This is a genomic window from Kibdelosporangium aridum, from assembly GCF_900176515.1.
GTDB classification, from domain to species: Bacteria; Actinomycetota; Actinomycetes; order Mycobacteriales; family Pseudonocardiaceae; genus Kibdelosporangium; species Kibdelosporangium aridum.
The window spans coordinates 356,411-378,115 of the sequence record NZ_FWXV01000009.1; the positions used below are offsets into that span (position 1 = coordinate 356,411).

General features: G+C 66.8%; 20 protein-coding genes. 9 read left to right on the top strand and 11 right to left on the bottom strand.

Translation table 11 applies throughout. The annotated features are described in order from the left end of the window. Positions 1 to 25 precede the first annotated feature (25 nt). Positions 26 to 1,873, top strand: a complete 1,848-nt coding sequence (locus B9C43_RS39900; RefSeq protein WP_084432585.1) for a peroxidase family protein — start codon at positions 26 to 28, stop codon at positions 1,871 to 1,873. On the opposite strand, the gene B9C43_RS39905 is transcribed toward B9C43_RS39900, so the two are convergent. Further along, a complete protein-coding gene (locus tag B9C43_RS39905; protein ID WP_084432587.1) occupies positions 1,837 to 2,655 on the bottom strand; it encodes an SDR family oxidoreductase in 819 nt (272 codons plus the stop codon). The genes B9C43_RS39900 and B9C43_RS39905 overlap by 37 nt on opposite strands. A gap of 61 nt (positions 2,656 to 2,716) precedes the next feature. Between B9C43_RS39905 and B9C43_RS39910 the strand changes: the two genes are divergently transcribed. Further along, positions 2,717 to 3,415, top strand: coding sequence for a helix-turn-helix domain-containing protein (locus tag B9C43_RS39910; RefSeq protein ID WP_084432589.1), 699 nt, complete (start codon positions 2,717 to 2,719; stop codon positions 3,413 to 3,415). A gap of 723 nt (positions 3,416 to 4,138) precedes the next feature. On the opposite strand, the gene B9C43_RS39915 is transcribed toward B9C43_RS39910, so the two are convergent. The 3 genes from B9C43_RS39915 to B9C43_RS39925 are packed head-to-tail and all read right to left on the bottom strand — an operon-like array spanning position 4,139 to position 6,039. Further along, complete coding sequence (locus tag B9C43_RS39915; protein WP_084432591.1) at positions 4,139 to 4,699, bottom strand: GNAT family N-acetyltransferase; 561 nt, start codon at positions 4,697 to 4,699, stop codon at positions 4,139 to 4,141. Between the two features lie 18 nt (positions 4,700 to 4,717). Beyond that, positions 4,718 to 5,374, bottom strand: a complete 657-nt coding sequence (locus tag B9C43_RS39920; RefSeq protein WP_084432593.1) for a potassium channel family protein — start codon at positions 5,372 to 5,374, stop codon at positions 4,718 to 4,720. Next, positions 5,374 to 6,039, bottom strand: coding sequence for a potassium channel family protein (locus B9C43_RS39925; RefSeq protein ID WP_033392683.1), 666 nt, complete (start codon positions 6,037 to 6,039; stop codon positions 5,374 to 5,376). The genes B9C43_RS39920 and B9C43_RS39925 overlap by 1 nt, the downstream gene beginning before the upstream one ends. A gap of 93 nt (positions 6,040 to 6,132) precedes the next feature. Here B9C43_RS39925 and B9C43_RS39930 point away from each other — a divergent pair, with 93 nt between their 5' ends. Next, positions 6,133 to 8,133 (top strand): APC family permease, encoded by a 2,001-nt coding sequence (locus B9C43_RS39930; RefSeq protein WP_033392682.1) that lies wholly within the window; start codon positions 6,133 to 6,135, stop codon positions 8,131 to 8,133. Next, positions 8,130 to 9,371, top strand: a complete 1,242-nt coding sequence (locus B9C43_RS39935; protein WP_084432595.1) for a class I SAM-dependent RNA methyltransferase — start codon at positions 8,130 to 8,132, stop codon at positions 9,369 to 9,371. Before B9C43_RS39930 ends, B9C43_RS39935 begins: the two co-directional genes overlap by 4 nt. Here the strand turns inward: B9C43_RS39935 and B9C43_RS39940 are convergent. The 3 genes from B9C43_RS39940 to B9C43_RS57040 all read right to left on the bottom strand — a co-directional run bounded on the left by B9C43_RS39940 (position 9,355) and on the right by B9C43_RS57040 (position 12,638). Then, complete coding sequence (locus B9C43_RS39940) at positions 9,355 to 10,830, bottom strand: aldehyde dehydrogenase family protein (protein ID WP_084432597.1); 1,476 nt, start codon at positions 10,828 to 10,830, stop codon at positions 9,355 to 9,357. The genes B9C43_RS39935 and B9C43_RS39940 overlap by 17 nt on opposite strands. 95 nt (positions 10,831 to 10,925) lie before the next feature. Next, positions 10,926 to 11,354, bottom strand: coding sequence for a hypothetical protein (locus B9C43_RS39945; protein ID WP_033392678.1), 429 nt, complete (start codon positions 11,352 to 11,354; stop codon positions 10,926 to 10,928). A gap of 93 nt (positions 11,355 to 11,447) precedes the next feature. After that, positions 11,448 to 12,638: a hypothetical protein gene (locus B9C43_RS57040; protein ID WP_160097022.1), complete on the bottom strand. Its 1,191-nt coding sequence runs from the start codon at positions 12,636 to 12,638 to the stop codon at positions 11,448 to 11,450. A gap of 191 nt (positions 12,639 to 12,829) precedes the next feature. Here B9C43_RS57040 and dxs point away from each other — a divergent pair, with 191 nt between their 5' ends. From dxs to B9C43_RS39965, 3 genes are read left to right on the top strand one after another with little or no spacing between them, the layout of a single operon-like run. Continuing rightward, positions 12,830 to 14,746: a 1-deoxy-D-xylulose-5-phosphate synthase gene (gene dxs / locus B9C43_RS39955; protein WP_033392675.1), complete on the top strand. Its 1,917-nt coding sequence runs from the start codon at positions 12,830 to 12,832 to the stop codon at positions 14,744 to 14,746. A gap of 3 nt (positions 14,747 to 14,749) precedes the next feature. Beyond that, entirely contained in the window at positions 14,750 to 15,427 is a 678-nt protein-coding gene (locus B9C43_RS39960; protein ID WP_033392674.1) for a response regulator transcription factor, read from the top strand. Next, positions 15,424 to 16,551 (top strand): sensor histidine kinase, encoded by a 1,128-nt coding sequence (locus B9C43_RS39965; RefSeq protein ID WP_235039118.1) that lies wholly within the window; start codon positions 15,424 to 15,426, stop codon positions 16,549 to 16,551. Before B9C43_RS39960 ends, B9C43_RS39965 begins: the two co-directional genes overlap by 4 nt. Before the next feature lie 132 nt (positions 16,552 to 16,683). On the opposite strand, the gene B9C43_RS39970 is transcribed toward B9C43_RS39965, so the two are convergent. From B9C43_RS39970 to B9C43_RS39985, 4 genes are all read right to left on the bottom strand, one after another. Continuing rightward, positions 16,684 to 17,148, bottom strand: a complete 465-nt coding sequence (locus B9C43_RS39970) for a peptidase inhibitor family I36 protein (RefSeq protein WP_327224388.1) — start codon at positions 17,146 to 17,148, stop codon at positions 16,684 to 16,686. Position 17,149: 1 nt separating this feature from the next. Continuing rightward, positions 17,150 to 17,947: a DUF72 domain-containing protein gene (locus B9C43_RS39975; protein ID WP_084432793.1), complete on the bottom strand. Its 798-nt coding sequence runs from the start codon at positions 17,945 to 17,947 to the stop codon at positions 17,150 to 17,152. A gap of 35 nt (positions 17,948 to 17,982) precedes the next feature. Then, complete coding sequence (locus B9C43_RS39980; protein WP_084432601.1) at positions 17,983 to 19,521, bottom strand: CehA/McbA family metallohydrolase domain-containing protein; 1,539 nt, start codon at positions 19,519 to 19,521, stop codon at positions 17,983 to 17,985. Between the two features lie 151 nt (positions 19,522 to 19,672). Beyond that, positions 19,673 to 20,167 carry a winged helix-turn-helix transcriptional regulator gene (locus tag B9C43_RS39985; protein WP_235039119.1) on the bottom strand — a complete coding sequence of 165 codons (495 nt, stop codon included), beginning with the start codon at positions 20,165 to 20,167 and terminating at the stop codon, positions 19,673 to 19,675. Between the two features lie 73 nt (positions 20,168 to 20,240). Here B9C43_RS39985 and B9C43_RS39990 point away from each other — a divergent pair, with 73 nt between their 5' ends. Both B9C43_RS39990 and B9C43_RS39995 read left to right on the top strand, forming a co-directional pair. Beyond that, complete coding sequence (locus B9C43_RS39990; RefSeq protein WP_033392667.1) at positions 20,241 to 20,837, top strand: dihydrofolate reductase family protein; 597 nt, start codon at positions 20,241 to 20,243, stop codon at positions 20,835 to 20,837. Further along, on the top strand, positions 20,831 to 21,664 hold the full coding sequence (locus B9C43_RS39995) for an MBL fold metallo-hydrolase (RefSeq protein WP_084432605.1): 834 nt from the start codon (positions 20,831 to 20,833) through the stop codon (positions 21,662 to 21,664). Before B9C43_RS39990 ends, B9C43_RS39995 begins: the two co-directional genes overlap by 7 nt. Positions 21,665 to 21,705: the final 41 nt, after the last annotated feature.

The window sequence follows — 21,705 nt, forward strand, 5'->3', positions numbered from 1 at the left end:
GCGGTGACTCCGCGACGCTGGCGCCATGAGGAGATCAGCCAGCAAAACCGTGGCCGGCCTGGTTGTCGTCACCGGCTTGCTCGCATCCGGTGCCGCCGAGGCGAGCACCGGCTTCGAGTACCAAAGCCTTGACGGCAGCGGGAACAACCGCGCACATCCGGATTGGGGCAAGGCAGGCGGGGCCTATCTGCGGGTGGGGCCCGCGCACTACACCGACGGGATCGGGGCGCCGTTTGGTGGCCCGAATGCCCGCTACATCAGCAATCGCGTGTTCAACGACGCCGGTCAGCGGTTGTCGTCCCCGCGTGGCGTGAGCCAGTGGGCGACCGCGTGGGGCCAGTTCGTGGATCACACTTTCGGTTTACGTGTGGGCGATCCGAGCGCTCCGCCGGGAGGCATTCCGTACGACCAGAAAGATCCGTTGGAGAGTTTTCCGAGTGGTCTGGATGTCGTGCCGTTCGGGCGAAGCAAGCCGATCGATGGAACTGGCGTGGACAAACCACGCGAACAGGTGAACGCGCTGGGTTCATACATCGACGCGTTCGCGGTCTACGGCACGGCCGACCGCCTGGAGTGGATGCGCGAGGGTCCGGTCGACGGCAACATGGCCAACAACAGTGCGAAACTGTTGATGCCAGGGGGAAATCTGCCGAGGCGGGACGCGCGTGGCGACATCAGCACGGCTCCTGGGGCGGACGACGGCGCCGGGCGGATGCGTGGCAACGGCATGGTCGCGGGCGACGGACGAGCCAACGAGAACACTGGTCTGCTGGCCGTGCAGACGCTGTTCGCCCGTGAACACAACAGGATCGTGGACCGGTTGCCGAAATCTCTACCCGAAGAGGTGAAGTTCCAGATCGCCCGGCGCGTGGTGATCGCGACGCAGCAGTACATCACCTACAACGAATTCCTGCCCACGCTCGGCGTGCACCTCAAGCCGTACCACGGGTACAAGCCGGACGTGAACGCGACGCTGGGCAACGAGTTCGCGACCGTCGGATATCGCGGCGCGCACAGCATGATCCACGACGACATCCGGCTGAAGGTGCCCGCTTCGCGCTACACCCCGGCGCAGCTGGATGCGTTGCGGGCCAAGGGAGCCGTGGTGAAACTGGTCGGTGACACCGTCGAGCTCACGATGACCGCCGCCGAGGCACCGTTCAACCCGGACCTGTTCGAGGAACTGCGCCTCGGGCCGGTGCTGCAAGGGCTCGGCCGGTATCCCGCCGCCGCGTCGGACGAGCAGATGGGGGAACTGATCCGCAGCATCCCGTTCAGCGTTCCGGGAACCACGATCATCTTCGACATCACCGCGGTGGACATCGAGCGCGGTCGTGACCACGGCATGCCGACGTACCAGCAACTGCGCGCGACATACGGCCTTTCGCCGAAGACTTCGTTCCAGGCGATCACCGGGGAAGCGACCGAGTCGTTCCCCGCCGACCCCGAGTTGGATCCCGGCAACGAGATCAACGACCCGGACTCGTTGGATTTCATCCGATTGCGCGACAAGAACGGACGCGAAGTCCCGGCGGGTAGCGAAGAGGCCGTGACCGGTGAGCGCAGGACCACCACGGCCGCGCGGCTGAAGGCCTTGTACGGCGACGTTGCCAAGCTGGACGCCTTCGTCGGCATGGTCGCCGAACCGAAGGCGCCCGGCCGCGAGTTCGGTGAACTGCAGACCGCCATCTGGCAAAAGCAGTTCGAGGATCTGCGAGACGGCGACAGGTTCTTCTACGGCAACGATCCCGTGCTCACGATGATCAAGCACAAGTACGGCATCGACTACCGGCAGAACCTCGGCGACGTGATCGCCCGCAACACCGACGTGCCGCGCTATGACTTGGCGGCCAACGTGTTCAGGGTGTCCTGAGCCCAGTCCTTGAACGTGGCTGGTGGCCGGCCGAGGACACGCTCCACGTGGTCGGTCACCACCGCGTTGCCGCCGTTGCGGACGATCTCGAAACCTTTGAGCATGAAATCGACCGATTCGGGGGACATACCCTGCGCCAGCATCGATACACGTGCCTGATCGGGTGAAATGTCGATGGTCGTCAGTGTTGTGCCAAGGACCTCGCTGAGGATTTCGACCTGTTGCGGGGTGCTCAACAGCTGCGGGCCGGTCAGCGTGTACGTCTGTTTGTCGTGGTCGTCGGTCAGCAACGCCTTCGCGGCGACCGCGGCGATGTCCCGGGGATCGACCACGCCGTTGGTGCCGTCGCCGCAGTAACTCGGAATCGGTTCACCGGCTTCGATTTGCGGCAGCCAGACCAACGCGTTCGACGCGAACGTCGTCGGCCGCAGAATCGTCCACATCAGACCGCTCGACCGCAGTGCCTCCTCGCCAGGCAGGTGCCAGCTGCTGGTCAGCTCGAAGCCAGGAGTGCCGGTGTGGATCGCGGAGATCTTCACGACCTTGCGGACGTGCTGTGCCACGTCCAGCAACGCCAAGTCGTGCTCGGCGGTCTTGCCAGGAGCGGACAACAGGAAGACCGTGTCGACGCCGTCGACGGCTCGTTTCAGCGAGTCGGCGTCTTCGAAGTCCGCACGAAAGCCTTGTCGCCGTGACATCACCCGGACTTCCGCGCCGCTGTCGACCAGTAGCGGTACCAGGTGACTGCCGATGGTGCCTGTCGCACCGGTAACCAGAATCATGGGTCTCACGGTGTCAAGAAGTCCGATCAGGACCTAGGAAGATTCGGCTATCGTCGCGAGCGTGAAGCCCTGGGACATCCACGCCGCGTGCGAGTTCTCCGGCAGACGGACGACGCTCACCCGGCTGCCGAGCACGAGTACATCGTTGGTCTTCGCGCTGTTGCCCAACGGCGAAAGTCAACTGGTCGTGATGGGTCCGCGCACCCGCGCGTCGTACTTCCCGCACAAGGACATCCCGCTCACCGTCAACGCTCAGTTCCACGCTGGCTGGGCAGGCATGTTGACCGGCGTGCCCGTCAACGAACTGACCGATCGTGTGATTCCGCTGAGCGATTTGTGGGGCGCGGACGGCACACGACTACACGATGAGCTGACATCCGACCCGCGAAATGCAACCGATCGGATGGAAAAAGCCCTAGCCGCCAGGATGTCTGACAACCCGGCGGGCTTGCTCGTCCGGGAGGCGACTCGATGGCTGGACCGGGAACGACTGCCGGAAACCGCGCGCCGCCTGAACATCAGCGAACGACACCTGCGCACATTGTTCACCGGTGCGGTTGGCGTGTCACCGAAGCGGTACGTCCAGGTGAACCGCGTGCGTTCGGTGCTTTCCCGTGCTGGGGCACGCAAAGGCGCGCAGCTCGCGGCCGAGAGCGGCTACTACGACCAGTCCCACATGACCGCGGAGTTCCGCGCCACCATGGGCGTTCCGCTGAGCACGTACCTGAAGGGCGACGTGCCCGCGACCTCAGCGTGCTGATCCCCTGATAGCCCGGGGCTGCCTATCGGCCACGGCGGCCGCGACCTAGGCCGGGCCCGTGCTGTCGGTGCGTGGCCTCCGGCCCGGATCGGTCGACGTGGCTTTCAGGTCCGGTTGGTCGACGTGGCCTCCGGCCCCCGATTCCACGCTACCGGACGGGTCGGACAAATCGCCCTCCGCAAGATCCACAACGCCGGGATTGTCCACAGAACGAGGTTGTCCACAGCCAAGCTCCCGCCGCGCTTCCCCTTCCCGAATCCCCACCAGTAGCGTTGAAAACAGGGGGTCCCCTCGCGGGCGGGCTCTGATTGGTGTGCGCAGGAAGGCTGGCGGTCTAGCCACTCGGATGGGCTCTGGTTGACGTGCGCGCCGAAGCGCTGGCGGTACCGCCACTCGAGGTGGTGTGCGCAGAAAGGCTAGCGGTCTGGCAACTTGCGGACGGGCTCTAGTTGGTGTGCGTGCAGGAACGCTGGTGGTCAGGCCACTTGGGGCGGCTCCGGTTGGTCTGCGCGCGAAGGTGCTAGCGGTTTGGCCACTCGGATGGGCTCTGGTTGATGTGCGTGCCGAAGCGCGGGCCGTCTGGCAACTTGCGGGCGGGCTCTGATCGGTGCACGCAGGAAGGCTGGCGGTCTGGTCACTCGGGGGCTCTAGTTGGTGCGCGCGCAGAACGTTAGCGGGCTGGCCACTCGAGGGCGGGCTCCGGTTGGTCTGCGCACGGGAGTGCTAGCCGTCTCGCCATTCGCTGGCGAGGATGGCGAACACGATCTCGTCGGTCCACTCGCCCTTGACGAACTCGTTCTCCCGGAAGTGCGCTTCCTGGCGCATCCCGAGTTTGGTCAGCACCCGCGCGGACGCCGTGTTGCGGCCGTCGATCCGGCCGATCACGCGGTGGACCTTCAGCTCCTCGAACGCGATCCGCAGCAACGGCCGCGAAGCCTCGGTCGCGAAGCCTTGGCCGTAGTGGTCCGGGTGCAGCACGTACCCGATCTCGGCCTGCTGGTGCTCGCCCGGCAGCCAGTTGAGCACCACGTCACCGATCATCGCGTCGGTGTCCTTGCGCACGACCGCCAGCATCAACGAGTCGCCCGGCGCCGTCAGCCTGGACATCTTGGCGATCCGTTCGTCCAGTTTGGCCTGGACCTCCACCCGGCTGAGCGCCTCGGTGTAGAGGTACCGGTTCACCACCGGCCGTGACCGGATGTCGTAGAGCTCGTCGAAGTCGGCCGGGGTGAAGACGCGCAGCCAGAGCCGGTCCGTCTCGATCTTGCCGGAAGGGGCGAACACCCTTCCGACATTATCCGATCATGCGCCCAGGGCAGTGCGGATTTCGTGTTCGACGTTCGCGGCCGCCACGAACAACAGCTCGTCGCCCGGTTCGAAGGTGTCCTCCGGCTGCGGCACGATCACGCGGCCGCCGCGCAGGATCGTCACTAGCGCCGCGTCGCGGGGCAGTGAGATCTCCTGGACCGGTTTGCCCGCCAGCGGGGTGTCCTCCGGCAGGGTCATCTCCACGAGGTTGGCCTGGCCCTGGCGCAATGTCAGCAGCCGCACGACATCGCCGACGCTGACCGCCTCCTCGACCATGGCCGCGAGGATGCGCGGTGTGGACACTGCCACGTCCACTCCCCACGCCTCGGTGAACAGCCATTCGTTGGCCGGGTCGTTCACGCGGGCGACCACTCTGCGGACCGCGAATTCGGTCTTGGCCAGCAGCGAGACCACGAGGTTGACCTTGTCGTCGCCGGTCGCGGCGATGACCACGTCGCACAGCTGCAGGCCTGCGTCCTCAAGGGACGACAGCTCACACGCGTCGGCCAGCACCCACTCGGCCTGCTCGACGGTGTGCGGCTCGAAATGGGAGGCCTGCCGCTCGATCAGCATCACCTGGTGCCCGTTCGCCACGAGCTCGGCGGCGATGGACCGGCCGACGGCGCCCGCGCCCGCGATCGCGACCCGCATCAGTTCTCCTCCTCCGGTGGCTGCGCCGCCGCGTTCGTGGCGTCGCTGACCGTGCCGGACAGGGCCGCCACGTAGATCACGTCGTCAGCCTGCACCACTGTCTTGGCGGCGGGAAGCACACCCGTGCCGAACCGCATGATGAACGCCACACGTGCGCCGGTGGCTTCCTCAAGGGCGCTCACGCGCTTGCCCGCCCACGACTCGTGCACAGGCAGCTGCAGCACTGCGACCTTGCCCGATGGCTCACGCCATGCGGACGCGACACCGTCCGGAAGCAGCGTTCGCAGGAAACGGTCCGTGGTCCACGGCACCGTCGCGACGGTCGGGATGCCCAGCCGCTCGTAGACCGCGGCACGCTTCTCGTCGTAGATCCGGGCCACGACGTGCTCGACGCCGAATGTCTCCCTGGCCACTCTGGCGGAGATGATGTTTGAGTTGTCGCCGCTGGAGACCGCCGCGAACGCACCCGCCCGCTCGATCCCCGCCTTGATCAACACGGTCCGGTCGAAGCCGATCCCGACCACCTGCGAGCCGTGAAAATCCTGGCTCAGCCTGCGGAAGGCTTGCACGTCCTTGTCGATGACGGCGACCGTGTGGCCAAGTCGCTCAAGCGCGGCCGCGAGCGACGACCCGACCCGGCCGCAGCCCATGATCACGACGTGCACGACCAGCCTCCTCGAAGATCTCTCGCCTCGTCGGGCAAGAACCTACCGTCCGGTGCTCCACCTGGGTGACGGGAGGACATACTCTGTGACCCCGTGTCGAAGTTCTCAACCGCAGCGAAGCGCCTCCTGGTCGGTAGGCCCTTTCGCAGCGACAGCCTTGGCCACACGCTGCTGCCCAAACGGGTGGCGTTGCCTGTGTTCGCCTCGGACGCCCTGTCGAGCGTCGCGTACGCGCCGCAAGAGATCTTTCTGACCCTCAGCATCGCCGGGATCGCCTCATTCGTCTACGCGCCGTGGATCGGTCTTGCCGTCATCATCGTGCTCCTGACGGTGGTCATGAGCTATCGGCAGAACGTGCATGCTTATCCCAGCGGCGGCGGCGACTACGAGGTCGCCACGGTCAACCTGGGGCCCAAAGCGGGCCTGACGGTCGCCAGCGCACTGCTGGTGGACTACGTGCTGACGGTCGCGGTGTCCATTTCGTCCGCTGCTGAGAACCTTGGTGCGCTTGTGCCTTGGATCGGGCACAACAAGGTGCTGTTCTCGGTCATCGCGATCGTGCTGCTGACCGCGATGAACCTCAGAGGTGTCCGTGAGTCGGGCACCGCGTTCGCCATCCCGACGTACGCGTTCATGATCGGCATCTTCGCGATGCTCGGCTGGGGCTTTTTCCGGACCCTCGCCCTCGGCGACGACGTCAGGGCGGCCAGTGCGGGCCTTGAGCTGCACGCCGAGAACGACCACCTGATGGGCTTCGCGTTGGTGTTCCTGGTGCTGCGGTCGTTCACCCAGGGATGCGCGGCGCTGACCGGTGTCGAGGCCATCTCCAACGGTGTCCCGGCGTTCCGCAAGCCGAAGTCCCGCAACGCGGCCACCACGCTGCTCCTGCTCGGCATGATCTCGGTGACCATGTTCATGGGCGTGATCTACCTCGCTCAGCTGACCGGTGTGGTGCTGGCCGAGCACCCGGAGACCCAGCTGGCCAACGCGCCTGCCGGATACCAGCAGCAGACCGTGATCGCGCAGCTGTCGCAGGCGGTGTTCTCCGATTTCGTGCCCGGGTACTTCTTCGTCATCGTGTTCACCGCGCTGATCCTGGTGCTGGCCGCGAACACGGCGTTCAACGGCTTCCCGGTGCTCGGGTCGATCCTGGCGCAGGACCGCTACCTGCCGCGCCAGCTGCACACCCGTGGCGACCGGCTGGCGTTCTCCAACGGCATCCTGTTCCTGGCCGGGTTCGCCATCCTGCTGGTGATCGCGTTCGAAGCGGATCCGACGAAACTGATCCCGCTGTACACCGTGGGCGTGTTCGTTTCGTTCACACTGAGCCAGAGCGGGATGATCCGGCACTGGAACCGCCTGCTGCGCACCGAGACCGACCCGAACGAGCGGCGCAAGATGCGGCGTTCGCAGGGGATCAACGCGTTCGGCCTGGCGATGACCGGGACCGTGCTTGTGATCGTGCTGATCACCAAGTTCCTTGTCGGTGCGTGGATCGCGATCGCCGCGATGACGGCCATCTTCGCGTTGATGACCGGGATCAAGAAGCACTACGACCGGGTCGCCGACGAACTGCGCGAAGCCGAGGAAGGCCGGCCGACCGTGATGCCGTCGCGCAACCACGCGATCGTGCTTGTGTCCAAACTGCACCTGCCGACCCGGCGCGCGCTGGCTTACGCCAAGGCCACCCGGCCGGACGTGCTGGAGGCGGTGACGGTCAATGTGGACGACCGGGACACGCGGATGCTGGTGAAGGAGTGGGAGTCCAACGGGTTCAAGATCCCGCTGAAGGTGATCGAGTCGCCGTACCGGGAGATCACCAAGCCGGTGTTGGACTACGTCAAGCGGATGCGCACCAAGAACCCGCGCGACGTGGTCACGGTGTTCATCCCGGAATACGTTGTCGGTAGGTGGTGGGAGCATTTCCTGCACAACCAAAGCGCGTTGCGGCTCAAGGGGCGGTTGCTGTTCCAGCCTGGGGTGATGGTCACCAGCGTGCCGTGGCAGCTGGCGTCCTCCGAGAAGGTGCACGACAAGGCCGTGATCGCGCCCGGATCAGTGCGGCGCGGACTGCACGGCGAGGACAACAAGTGACCGCCAGGGAAAAGCTGAACTGGAAGGGCCGCAGGCTCGACGTGGAAGTCGGGCCGGTAGCCCACGGCGGGCACTGCGTCGCCCGGTACGAAGGGCGCGTTCTCTTTGTGCGTCACGCGTTGCCGGGCGAACGCGTGACGGCTGAGGTAACCGAGGACAAGGGCGGCTCGTACTGCCGTGCGGACGCCGTGGAGATCATCACCGCGTCACCTGATCGGGTAGAACCGCCGTGTCCGTTGTCCGGGCCCGGAGCCTGCGGTGGTTGCGACTGGCAGCACGCTTCCGGTGAAGCACAACGGAAATTGAAGGCCGCTGTGGTGTCCGAGCACCTCAGCAAAGCGACCAACCGGGACATCCCGGTCGTCGTCGAGGAACTCACCGGTGGGCTGCTGGGCTGGCGTACTCGCGTGCGGATGGCCGTCGGCTTCGACCAGCTGCCCGGTTTCCACCCGCACCGCAGCCACGCGGTGATCCCCGTCGGGCATTGCCCCATCACGGTTCCCGGCTTGGTCGAGTCGGTCGCCGGCCAGGAGTTCGCCAAGGACAGCGAGCTCGAACTGGTCCGTGACGGCAGCGGGCGGATCCACGCCCGCCAGCTCAAGCTGGTGCGCGGCTACCGAGGCCGGATGCACTACCAGCGCAAAGCGGTCGCCGGGAACGGCGAGCCGGCGGTCGAGTTCGCCGCAGGCAGGCACTGGGAGATGAACGCGTACAACTTCTGGCAGGTCCACCCGGCGGCCGCGGACACGCTCGCCGCGGCGGTCGGGGAGTGGGCACAGGCCTCGCCGGGCGCGTGCGCATGGGACTTGTACAGCGGTGTCGGGATTTTCGCGTCCGTCCTGGCTGCTCAGGTCGGACCGGAAGGCCGGGTACTGGCCGTCGAGCAGGCCGGCCAGTCCTCATTGGACTCCGAACGGCTGCTCGCCGACCTGCCGCAGGTCACGGCGGTGTCCCGGAAAGTCGAGTTCGCGCTGCGGGAAGGGCTGCTCGACGGGCCGGACCCGGAGGTGGTCGTGCTCGACCCGCCCCGAAAAGGCGCCGGGCATGAGGTCGTCGACACCATCGCGGGGCGGCATCCCGCGCGCGTTGTCTACGTCGCCTGCGACCCGGCAGCACTAGGCCGGGACGTGGCCCGGTTCATGCTGCACGGGTACAAGTTGGAGTCGGTGCGTGCCTTCGACGCTTTCCCGATGACGCACCACGTCGAGGCAGTCGCTTTGCTTACTCCGGGCGACTGAACCAGTACTGCGGCCCGGGCTTCAGGTTCTGGTAGATGTGCTTGGCTTCCTGGTACTCGGCCAAACCGGCGCGGCCGAGTTCCCGGCCGACGCCGGAGCGCTTGAAGCCGCCCCATTCGGCCTGCGGCAGATACGGGTGGTAGTCGTTGATCCAGATGGTGCCGTGCCGCAAACGTGAAGCCACGCGCTGCGCCTTGTCACCGTCCTTGGTGAACACTCCACCCGCCAAGCCGTAGTGCGTGTCGTTGGCGATGCGGATCGCGTCGTCCTCGTCGGTGAAGCGCTCGACGGTCAGCACAGGGCCGAACGCCTCCTCACGCACCGCGTAGCTGCCCTGCTTGACGTCGGTGAGGATCGTCGGCAGGTAGTAGAAACCGTCCTTGAGACGCTCTTCCTCCGGCCGCCAACCACCCGTACGCAAAGTCGCGCCCTCGGTCATCGCCGCCGCGACGTAGTGCTCGATCTTCTCCAGGTGAGCGGCGGAAATCAGCGGGCCGGACTCGGCCTCGGGGTCGAACGGCCCGCCCAACCGGATCCGTTCGGTGCGCCGGACGATCTCGTCGACGAACTCGTCATGCAACTCGTTCTGCACGATCAACCGGGCACCGGCCGAGCACACCTGGCCGGAGTGCAGGAACACCGCGGTGATCGCGTAGTCGGCGGCGGTCTCGAAGTCGGCGTCGGCGAACACGATGTTCGGGTTCTTGCCGCCCAGCTCCAACGCGACCTTCTTGACCGTGGCCGCCGCCGCGGCGGCGATCCGGGTGCCTGTGGTGAGCCCACCGGTGAAGGACACGAGGTCGACGTCCGGATGCTCCGCGAGCGGCGCGCCGGCCATCGCCCCAGCGCCGAGCACGAGGTTCGCCACCCCATCCGGCAGACCGGCCTCCTGCAAGGTCCGCATCAGCATGATCGCCGTGCTCGGTGTGAGCTCGCTCGGCTTGAGCACGAACGTGTTCCCGGCGGCGAGCGCGGGCGCGACCTTCCAGACAGCCTGCAGCAGCGGGTAGTTCCACGGGGTGATCAGTCCACAAACACCAACCGGCTCGTACACGATCTTGCTGGCGATGTTCGGGTTGCCGGCGTCCACGATCCGGCCGGACTCGTTGGCGGCCAGCTTGCCGAAGTACCGGAAGCACGAGATGACATCGGCCATGTCGTACTCGCTCTCGACCAAGCGCTTGCCCGTGTCGAGCGACTCAGCGCGGGCGTAAGCGTCCTTGTCCCGGCTGATCAGATCGGCGACGCGGAGCAGCAGATCGCCGCGTTCACTGGCCGGAGTACTGGGCCACGGGCCGCTGTCAAAGGCACGCCGCGCGGCGTCGATCGCCGCCTCGGTGTCGGTGCCGTCCGCCTCGTCGACCGTCGCGACCAACGATCCGTCAGCAGGGCACCGGATCTCCCGCGTCGCGCCGGCGAACGCGGAAACCCACTCTCCGCCAATGAACAGCTCGGCCATGCAGCACTCCGATCTTGTCTCGCAGTGCATCCACCCTACGGGGTTTCCCAGCGATTCCCAGAACTCGCGAAGCCCAGTGCCGCCATCCGCAACAGCTAGTTGCCGTAGCCGAATTCAGCCTCATGGAACACGTCGGAGCCTTCGGTGCTCTCGTAAGTGACGCCGCACTCCTGGCTGAGCATGGCGTGGCCGAGGTTCGCAAACGTCAGCCACGCGGTGATCAACCCCCCGATGAGCAGGAAGACGCCCACAGTGCCCGCCCCCGCCCGAAACGCCCAAGCCACCAGCATGGCCACAGCCAAGGTGATCGCAGCGGTGAGTACGGCACGGATGAGGTACGTGCGCCGTTCGCGAGCCACGTCCTTGCGGGACGCGGCGTAGATCGCCACCGTCGCCCCGCACTGCCAGCACTTCACGGTCATGATGGCCGGTTCGGTGTCGTGCCGCTCAAGCGCGTAGACATCACCGCCCGGCGCGCTCAGATGCGTCACCCGCGCGGACACGTGCGTCGCGATCCGGAACAAGCCCCACCCTCGAATCTCCCCCAAACCGGACAATGGCCAGCAGCAGGATCCTCCGCCTGACCGCGCCGAAAGGGCAAGCGGCCAGCCGGCGGACTACTGCTGCCCTGGATGCGCAGGTGGCGGCGGCACGACGCCTTCCGGCGGCATGCTGCTCACCAGCCCACCCGCCTCAGCTTGAGCGGACAACGGACCTGGCGGTGGCGTGGCGGCAGGGGGAGCGCCTGGAGGCCCGCCGAAGGGACCACCTGGGCCGAAGCCTTGCGGACCGCCCCCGAAACCGGTGGGTCCAGGAGATCCGAGTGGGTTCCCACCCGCAGGTGTCCCCGGCCCGAACCCAGTTGGCCCGGGTTGAGGTGTTTCTCCTGGTGAGGTGGGTCCGAATCCGGTAGGTCCGGGTGGTGGCAGTGGGGTTCCGCCGGGTGGCGTGCCCGGACCGAACCCGGGCGCTCCTGACTGCGGCATTTCATCTGGTGGTGTGCCCTGGCCGAACCCGGTCGGGCCGGACTCGCTTGCTGACGTGGCACCGAATCCGGGTGGCGGCAAGGGCGTTCCGCTGGGCGGAGTGGGTGGTCCGAAGCCTGCTTGGCCTGGCCCTCCGGGCACTGGGCCACCCGCGAAGCCTCCAGCCGCGCCTCCTGCGAAGCCAGGTGGCGTGGCTGCGGGGCCTGGTGGCTGCATGGGCGCACCGGCCGGGCCATGTGGTGGCGTGAACTGCGACGCCCCTGAAGGCGCTGGGGCTGCTGGTCCGGGCGCGGCTCCGGCGGGCGCGGCGCCTTGTGGCGGGGGACCGCTTGGCGCGGGTGTTCCAGCAGGTGCGGCTGGCCCAGCTCCAGCTGGTCCGCTGCCTGGTGCTTGGTCGGCGGCCGGTGGCAGGCCCGCGCGGGCTCGTAGCCACTCGGGGATGTGGGCATCCTCACGGGGGAATTGCCGCAGCTCGTCCTGGAACCCGATCGGCGGCGGCATCCTGCGCCAGCGGGGCTCGGTGTCCGGTTCGAACTCCGCGCTGAACTTCGACGGGTGATCCAGCAGGTAGACGCCGGAAAGCCAGGTCCCTCTGCCCGGCCTGTACATCGCCGCGCGCAGCTCGCCGAACAGCTCGACCACGTCCATCGGCGGGCGGATCGGGAACGTCTGCTCGTCGTTGGTCGTCACCGCCACGTCGGCCTCGATGTGCCGGCCAGCCGACCGGTACTCCGCGCGGATCTGCTTCCAATTCGGCGGCGCCGCCCCAAGTAGCGCCCGGCCGATCCGCCTGATCAGCTGCTGCTGATCAACTTCTGGCACGCTCATCTCCCCCGGTCCTCCCTGACCCAGCGTTCCTGCAGGGACCTTACAACTTACGGGCTGGCCATAAGGCCACGTTCGTGCCGCCGGGGCCGCATTGCCGAGCCGTCCGTAGACTGGCTGGAAGCCGGTTGGGGCGGGAAGCCGGGCACACGAGTACGGAGTGGAGCGACTCAGACGAGGTGGAAGCAGTGACTCTGCTGGAGAACCTGCACGGACCGACCGACTTGAAGCGCCTCACCGACGAGGAGGTGATCCGGCTCGCCGGCGAGATCCGCTCGTTCCTGGTCGAAAAGGTCGCACGGACCGGTGGGCATCTCGGGCCCAACCTGGGGGTCGTCGAGCTCACCCTCGCGGTGCACCGGGTCTTCGACTCGCCGAGTGACGCGATCGTCTTCGACACCGGTCACCAGAGCTATGTGCACAAGATCGTGACCGGCCGTGCCGGGGGCTTCGACACGTTGCGCCAGCGCGGTGGCATGTCGGGCTACCCGTCGCGTGCGGAGAGCGAACACGACTTGGTGGAGAACAGCCACGCCTCCACCGCACTGTCCTATGCCGACGGTCTGGCAAAGGCATTCCAACTTCGTTCCCAGCGGCGGCACGTAGTCGCGATCGTCGGCGACGGCGCGCTGACCGGCGGTATGTGCTGGGAGGCGTTGAACAACATCGCTGCGGACCGCACCCGCCCCGTTGTGATCGTGGTCAACGACAACGGCCGTTCGTACGCGCCGACCATTGGCGGTCTGGCTGATCACCTCGCGTCGCTGCGCCTGCAGCCCGGATACGAGAAAGCCCTCGAGGGCGGCCGCAAGGTGCTGCAGAACACGCCGGTCGTCGGCAAGCCGATCTACGCGGCGCTGCATGCGGCGAAGCGCGGCATCAAGGACGCGCTGAGCCCGCAGATGATGTTCGAAGACCTCGGCCTGAAGTACGTCGGCCCGGTCGACGGCCACGACATCCACGCGATGGAAGCCGCGCTTCGCCGGGCCAAGGAGTACGGCGGCCCCGTCGTCGTGCACGCGGCGACGCGCAAGGGCAACGGTTACGCGCCTGCCGAGAACCACGAGGCCGACCAGATGCACGCCACCGACGTGATGGACCCCATCACCGGTGAGCCGGTCAACCCCAAGAAGGCGACCTGGTCGTCGGTGTTCTCCGAAGAGCTCGTCCGGCTCGGCGCGGACCGCGAGGACATCGTGGCGATCACGGCCGCGATGCTCGGACCGACCGGCCTCGACAAGTTCGCGGCCCGGTTCCCCGGGCGCTGCTTCGACGTGGGCATCGCCGAGCAGCACGCACTCACCTCGGCCGCCGGTCTGGCCATGGGTGGCCTGCACCCAGTCGTCGCTGTGTACGCGACGTTCCTCAACCGAGCGTTCGACCAGTTGCTGATGGACGTCGCGCTGCACAAGCAGCCGGTCACCGTCGTGCTGGACCGCGCGGGCATCACCGGTCCGGACGGCGCCAGCCACCACGGCATGTGGGACATCTCGATCCTGGGCACCATCCCCGGCATCAGGGTTTGCGCGCCACGGGACGCCAGGACGCTGTCCGAGCTCCTGCGCGAAGCGACGGACGTCAACGACGGTCCGACGGTGCTTCGGTTCCCGAAGGCCGCGGTCGGCGCCGAGATCCCGGCGGTCGAGCGGGTCGGTGGCATCGACGTGTTGCGTCGGCCGACCGAAGGCGAAGACATCCTCCTTGTCACAGTCGGTGTGTTCGGCGAACTGGGCTTGGCCGCCGCCGAACGCCTCGCGGACCACGGGATCGGCGTTACGGTCGTCGACCCGCGGTGGATCACTCCGGTTCCGGCCCAGCTCGTCGAGATGGCCGCACGGCACCGGATGGTCGTGACCGTCGAGGACGGTGGCAGGCACGGCGGCTTCGGCTGGGCGCTCGCCGCTGCGATGCGTGACGCCGAAGTGGACGTTCCGCTGCGCGACCTCGGTGTGCCACAACAGTTCCACGACCACGGCACCCGCGCGGAGGTGCTCGCCGACCTCGGGCTGACCGCGCAGGACGTGGCCAGGCGGGTCACCGAATGGGCCGCTGGACGGCTCGGCGAACCCGCCGCCGACGAAGTCCGAGCGTCCACAAAGGACTGATAAGTGCGAGTTCTGGTAGTCGAGGACGAAGAGGCGCTGGCCGAGGCGATCGCCCGCGGCCTGCGCCGGGAAGGCATGGCCGTCGACGTCGCGTTGGACGGTGACGCGGGCCACGAGAAGTCCACGATCACGCGGTACGACGTGGTCGTGCTCGACCGTGACCTGCCGGGCATGTCCGGCGACGAGCTGTGCCGCGAGATCGTCTCCTCCGGCGCGCTCACCCGCGTGCTGATGCTGACCGCGAGCGGCACAGTCGAGGACCGCGTCGAGGGCTTGTCTCTCGGCGCGGACGACTACCTGGCGAAGCCGTTCGCCTTCCCCGAGCTCGTTGCCCGTGTGCGGGCACTGGCCCGCCGGGCCACACCCGCGACACCGCCCGTGCTCACGGTCGGCGACCTCGAGCTCGACCCAGCCAAGCGCACTGTCAGCCGGGCCGGTCGCGCCGTCGAGCTGACCCGCAAGGAGTTCGGCGTCCTCGAGGTGTTGCTCGCGGCAGGCGGATCGGTGGTGAGCAGCGAGGAGCTGCTCGAACGGGTCTGGGACGAGAACGCCGACCCGTTCACCACCACGGTCCGCGTGACCGTTATGACGTTGCGCAAGAAGCTGGGCGAACCCGGCCTGATCGACACCGTGGTCGGCTCCGGTTACCGGGTCCCGGTGGCCGGCTCCGAAGAGGGGTGACCACCAGGCGCGGGCTCCGCCTGCGAGTCCGCATCACGTTGCTGGCCACAGGTCTGGCCGCAGCGGTCAGCGTGATGTTGTTGTGGCTCGGCTGGTTGCTCGCCGGTGACGTGGTCGGCTCGGTGCCGACGCTGCCTGGGGACACACCCGTCGTGGTGAACGGCAGGCAGATCGACGCGTCCGAGCTCGCCAAGATCATGCAGGATGACGTTCGCGACCGCATCCTGCTGTTCGGTGGCATCGCCTTCGCTGCTGTGGTCGCTGCCGCGGCCCTCCTTTCCTGGACCCTCACGGGTCGCATACTCCGGCCCTTGCGGGAGGTCACCATGACCGCCCGCCGACTGTCGGCCGAGTCGCTCAGTTCGCGCATCGCCTACGACGGTCCCCGCGATGAACTCGCTGAACTGGCCGACACCTTTGACGCCATGCTCGCCCGCCTGCAGGCGGCTTTCGAGTCACAGCGCCGGTTCGTGGCCAACGCGAGCCACGAACTGCGCACGCCGCTGTCGGTGATCCGCACCGAACTGGACGTGACCCTGGCCGATCCGGACGCCGACGTCGCCGAACTGCGCCGGATGGCGGGCGTGGTGCGCACCGCGACCCTCCGGTCAGGTCAGCTCGTGGACGCCCTGCTGCTGCTCGCCCGCACCGACGGCATGGGCTTGGGTGTCCGCGAACCGGTCGACTTGGCCAGTACGGTCGCCACCGCCTGGCACGGTGTCCGCGCCGAAGCCGAACCACGCGGCATAACCCCGACATTTCATGCCGCGCCGGCGCCGGCCATCGGCGATCCGGCCTTGCTCGAACGTGTCGCTGGCAACCTCCTTGAAAACGCCGTCCGCCACAACGTGGACGGTGGATGGATAGATGTCCGTACCTCAGCGACCCCGGAATGGGCGACGCTGCGCGTGAGCTCCTCGGGCCCGCACATCGACGCCACCCGCGTCGGCGAACTCTTCGAGCCGTTCCGTCGCGGCGGCGTCGATCGCACAGCCCAGTCCGGCACCGGCCTGGGCCTGTCGATCGTGCGAGCCGTTGTGATCGCCCACCACGGCCAGGTCAGTGCCTACCCTGTGCCCGAGGGCGGCCTGTCGGTGGAAGTCCACCTCCCAGCCAAGCTCTGATCCGTCGTTGTCCACGCGAGACGACAGGGGCGGCCGCTGCCCGCGTGCGTCCTATGAGGACGTGACGTCACCACATCCGGATCGTGGTCCGCATGCGCGACTCCTTTCGCAGGATGCGGGGAAAATCCATGCCTACTCCCAGATCTGGATGGCTCTCACGACGAACGGCGCGTCGGGGACGAACGTGCCGCCCTTGGGGTAAGTCGTGAACTCCGCTTCGGTCGAGCAGGTTTCCCCTTGATAGACAGTGACATCTTTGGTCAGGCGATTGGCGATCGACTTGGCGACGAGGCCGCCGAGCGGGACGCACTCGCCCGGATTGGCCGTCTCCAGGTTGTGTCTGACCGCGGTGCCCGCGTAGTTTTCCTTTGCCCAGGCACAAAACTCGCCACGGTCGCACTTTGGCACGGCTTCCGCGGCGGCCGCGGGCACGACGGACAGGGCGGTACCCGCAGCGAGCAGGCTGGTGAAAACGGCGCGCTGAACAAGCTTTGACATGTGTGAGATCCCCTCGGTGACTGCGGCCGGTTGTTGGCCGCACCACTCCAGGTTCGCGCGTCCCGGGGCCCTTTGTCCGCCGATTTCGGGATTGGTCACCCTATTGTGTTAATGGGAGGCGCTTTCGTAACGCTATGGCGTCGCCGGGTGCCTTCACTTTGATGTCGTTGTCAAAGTAGACATACGTGTCCGTGTTCCACTGCCGGATCCTGTCGGCCCACATGTCAAGCGCTTCATCGGAATACCCGCTGGCGTAGAGCTCGACGTCGCCGTGCAGTCGTATGTAGACGAAGTCCGTTGTGACGTCGTCGAAGTATGGGAACTTGCCGGCAGTGTCGGCGACCACCATGGCAATGTCGTTGCGCTGCAACAGCTTGATGAACGAAGGATCGGCGAAACTTGGATGCCGCACTTCAACGGCGTGGCGGATGGGGCGATCGGCCGATACTTCGGTCCACGAGCGACCGTCCAACCGGGAATCGTGCCCTTGCGCAAGCGTGGCCGCTGAGCACGTGGAGCGCGGCAGCATGTCGAAGAAGCGGCTGAAAAGGTCCTCGTCGTAGGGGAAGTTGCCGGGGAACTGCCACAGAACAGGACCGAGCTTCTCCTCGAGCGCGAGCACACCGGACGCGAAGAAGTTGGCAAGCGGTGTCTCGACATCCCTGAGACGCTTCATATGGGTGATGAACCGCCCGCCTTTCACGGCGAACAAGAAATCGTCCGGCGTCTCGGCGGCCCACCGCTGGTAGCTGGCCGGCCGCTGCAGCGAGTAGAAGGACCCGTTGATCTCCACGGAGTCGACCTGCCGGGAGATGTACTCCAGCTCCCGCCGGTGTGGCAGCCCTTTCGGATAGAACACGCCACGCCACGGCGGGTACAGCCAACCCGAGGTCCCAATCCGGATCACAGATCAGATGTACCCGCCAACGGGCGTCACCACACGTCGACGAACACCGGGTTGGTGTAGCACCACAGGTCCTTGAAAGGATCGGAGTCGCCGATGACGTCGGAGACCGGCTCGATGCCGCCAGGGGAGTGGCGATTGCCGTCCGTACCACGGACCCGCGCGTAGAAAGGTGCGCGGACATCGCGGAAAGTATGCTGGAACACGACGGTGTGCCCGGGCCACCAGCGAGGCGCGAAGGATTCCGCTACGATGGTGCCAGGGGCGGACATAGCATCCGGTGAAGCGGTTCCAGTGGTGTGGCCTGTGATCAGGTCGAGACGACGTAGCTTGGGGATCGAACCGCTTCCGTTGGGGCGATAGGCCAATCGAGCCGCGATGACCACGGTGACTGAGGAACCTCGGCGAACCCGGATGCGCTCGCCGTATGTGGCGAACTGGCCGTCGCCATAGGCGGCGAATTCAAGGTTGTCGACGAGACCGCCGTGGGTAACCCAGATTCGACCGGCGCGGAGGGCGGACGCGACGGCGGAGTGGGTGCGTGCGGTCGCGCCGACATAGGTCCGGCTGAACTCGCCAGGGTAGAAGTCGGCATAGGGCGCGAGTAGTTGTGGCACACCGGAGTTGACCGGGTCCGGATACTTCCCGGTCTTGTCGTAGTAGTCGCCGGGCACGGCTGGCCGGGTCAGCACGTCGCCCCTGTTGTAGTGGGAGTCGGAATTGCTCGTGATCCAGAAACCCTTGCCCTCGGACAGAAGGGAGTCCCAGACGCCGCCTAGTTTCGCGGTCATCCAGTCGAACCCGCCGTAGGTCCGGTACGCCTCGGCCGGGTATCCGGGCCACGAATCGGAACCGGGGTTGTTGACGTAACCGCCGCGCGCGCCGCCATTCCCGTTCGGCTTAGGGAAACCGTCGGCTTGTGCGCCGGGTGCGCCTTCCATACCGATGACGAGACCGGTGTCGCGCATGGCACGTAGCTCGTGCGGGGCAACGCGACCGTTGCGGCTGGGGTGGTTCACGACGACGATCGGGTCGCGCGTGTTCTGCCGCAACCAACGGACAGCTGCGAGTGCTTTCGCCTCATTCTCGGGCGACCCCGACCCCGAGTTGGTCAGGCGAGAGTCGTGGTCGCGCTCGAACGTGCGCAGCAGCGTGGCCTCGTGGGTTCCTGGGGCGAAGAAGACAGTGGCGTGCTCGGCACCGGGCACATTCCACTCGATTCCTTGCCACAGCAGGACCTCACGGTGCTTTCGGCGAGCGGCTCGAACGTCCTCGTTGGTCGGCTCGACCGAGGACTTCTCGTGCGCCTGATACCCGTGATCGGTGATCACCAGCCAGTCGACACCGTGCAGGCGGGCACCCGCCACCACGTTGTCCACGGTGTACATCGCGTCATACGAGTACTGCGTATGCGTGTGGTGATCGCCGATGAGCCAGCGGTACCGATTGCGGCCGAGCAAACGCCCCAGCTCGCTGGTGATGTCGGCGGAAACCGGTGGCGCGGCAGCCAAAGAGGTGCCCGCGACCGCAGCGCCCAGCATGAGAAAACGTCTTCGGGAGGAGCTCATGCGCCGGACGCTAAGTGTCCAACATGGCCACAACATGACCAACAGGTGGCCCCTGACGCCAGATGGAGGTGGGTGCCCAGGGCCAGGGTGAAGGCAAAGTCGTGATGATCGCGGACGGGATGCAGCCAGGCGCGGCGACGTCCCCAGTTGGTTAATCGACTTGTTTCTGCTCAGCGGCGGCGTAGGCGGCGCTGAGTCGCTCGAACGCGCCCGGGCCATCATGCGGCTTCGGCGGGGCGCCGAGGTGGCGAACGCGGAGCTCGTCCATGAGCTCCTCGATGAACGCCGGACCCTCGTCGCGCATGAGCTGCTGCCGGCTCCGGAGCTCGGCGCTGCCCGGGCGCCAGTCAAGGCCCCAGTTGCCGAGAGCGTAGATGATCGGCAGAGTCTGGATGCCGGCTTCGGTGAGGCTGTAGCGGGCGCGCTGCCCGCGGGCTGCGGTGCCGCGAGTGAGGATGCCTGCTTCGACGAGTCGCACGAGGCGGTCGGCGAGGATGTTCGACGCGATGCCCTCAAGCGACCCGGTGAGCAGCGCCCGGAAGTAGCGGCGGTCGCCGAAGATGACGTCGCGCAGCACGAGCAACGACCAGCGATCTCCGAGCACCTCGACGGCGGCGTTGATCGGGCATCCGGACCGAGGTTCCACGACTCCTCCTTGACACCTAGTTCGACCCCAATATAGTGATTGCAGATTGCAAGCACTACGGGGAAGAGCGGCGATGGGCAGGTTCGTGTATTCGATGAACGTGTCCCTCGACCTGCGGATCGAGCAGGTTCCGGGGGACAACGGCGCGGGCGAATGGCTGCGCATCAGCGAGGAACTGCACCGCGAGTGCAACGCGCGGACGCGCACGCTCGCGTTGATGGTCCACGGTCGGGTCATCTACGAGACGATGGAGGAATACCAGCCTCGGGCGTGCGGGGACTCGTCGCTGCCAGACGTCCTTCGTGAATACGGCGAGATCTGGACTGCCAAACCCAAGGTGCTCGTCTCGCGTACCCGCTCCAGTGCCGATCACAACACCCGGATCATCGGCGGAGACAACGCGATCGAGCAGCTCGCCGCCGTCCGCGCCCAGACCGAAGGCATCATCAGCGTGGGCGGCGCGGCGCTTGCCACCCAGCTGCTCCGGGCAGGACTGCTGGACGAGCTGATGCTCTGGACCCATCCCGCGATTCTCGGCTTCGGCCGACCGCTGTTCGACGACTACGACATGCCGATCGAGTTGGACCTGCTCGAGCAGCGCTCGTTCGCGCATGGCGTCACGATGCACCACTACGCCATCCGGGATGCAAGGGAGACGAGCTCATGCTGAAGCAGGTCGCGGAGGGTGTGCTGGTCCACCAGAGCGAGTTCGTGCAGACCAACGCCGTTGTGGTGCAGGGCAGGGCCGGTGTGTTGCTCATCGACCCCGGGGTGACCGACTCCGAGATCGACTGCCTCGCGAACGACCTTCACGGGCTGGGTCAGCCCGTCGTGGCAGGGTTTTCCACGCATCCGGATTGGGATCACCTGCTCTGGCACGACCGGCTCGGCTCGGCGCCCCGTTACGGCAGCGCGCGCGGCGCGGCCGCTGCCCGAGAGCAGCTGTCGGACCCAGGCGCGAAGGAACGCATCGCCGACCATCTACCGCCGGAAATCGCCGGGCAGGTGCCGCTGGACCTACTCGGCCTGATCACCGGCCTGCCCGCCGAAACTGCGCAGATTCCTTGGGATGGCCCGAAAGCCCGGATCATCGAGCATCAAGCGCATGCCCCGGGCCATGCGGCGCTGCTGATCGAGGAACGCGGGGTTCTCGTCGCCGGCGACATGCTTTCCGATGTCCTGGTCCCGATGCTCGACTTGGACGACACCGCCGACCCGATCGAGGACTACCTCACCGCGCTGCAGCTGTTCGAGAACGTGGCAGGCGAGGTCGATGTTGTCGTCCCGGGTCACGGTTCAGTCGGCGGATCCGACGAGGTACAGGTTCGGATCGACCTGGATCGCGCGTACGTACTCGCGTTGCGCCACGGCCAAGTCCCCTCCGACCCACGCGTCGGCCCGTCGGCCAAGCCTGGCTGGGAGTGGGTGAGCGACGTGCACGAAGGACAACTCCAACGCCTCGCCCAAAGAACCGAGCGCGACGGGACGCCCCGCTAGCGTTGTCCTCATAGGACGGTGCGGAGCGTCGACGACGCGCC

Bases quoted from the DNA above. Each gene is read 5' to 3' on its own strand.
- B9C43_RS39900 (WP_084432585.1), top strand. From the start codon at position 26: ATGAGGAGATCAGCCAGCAAAACCGTGGCCGGCCTGGTTGTCGTCACC.
- B9C43_RS39905 (WP_084432587.1), bottom strand. From the start codon at position 2,655: ATGATTCTGGTTACCGGTGCGACAGGCACCATCGGCAGTCACCTGGTA.
- B9C43_RS39995 (WP_084432605.1), top strand. From the start codon at position 20,831: ATGCTGAAGCAGGTCGCGGAGGGTGTGCTGGTCCACCAGAGCGAGTTC.
- B9C43_RS39990 (WP_033392667.1), top strand. From the start codon at position 20,241: ATGGGCAGGTTCGTGTATTCGATGAACGTGTCCCTCGACCTGCGGATC.
- B9C43_RS39940 (WP_084432597.1), bottom strand. From the start codon at position 10,830: ATGGCCGAGCTGTTCATTGGCGGAGAGTGGGTTTCCGCGTTCGCCGGC.
- B9C43_RS39980 (WP_084432601.1), bottom strand. From the start codon at position 19,521: ATGAGCTCCTCCCGAAGACGTTTTCTCATGCTGGGCGCTGCGGTCGCG.
- B9C43_RS39920 (WP_084432593.1), bottom strand. From the start codon at position 5,374: ATGCGGGTCGCGATCGCGGGCGCGGGCGCCGTCGGCCGGTCCATCGCC.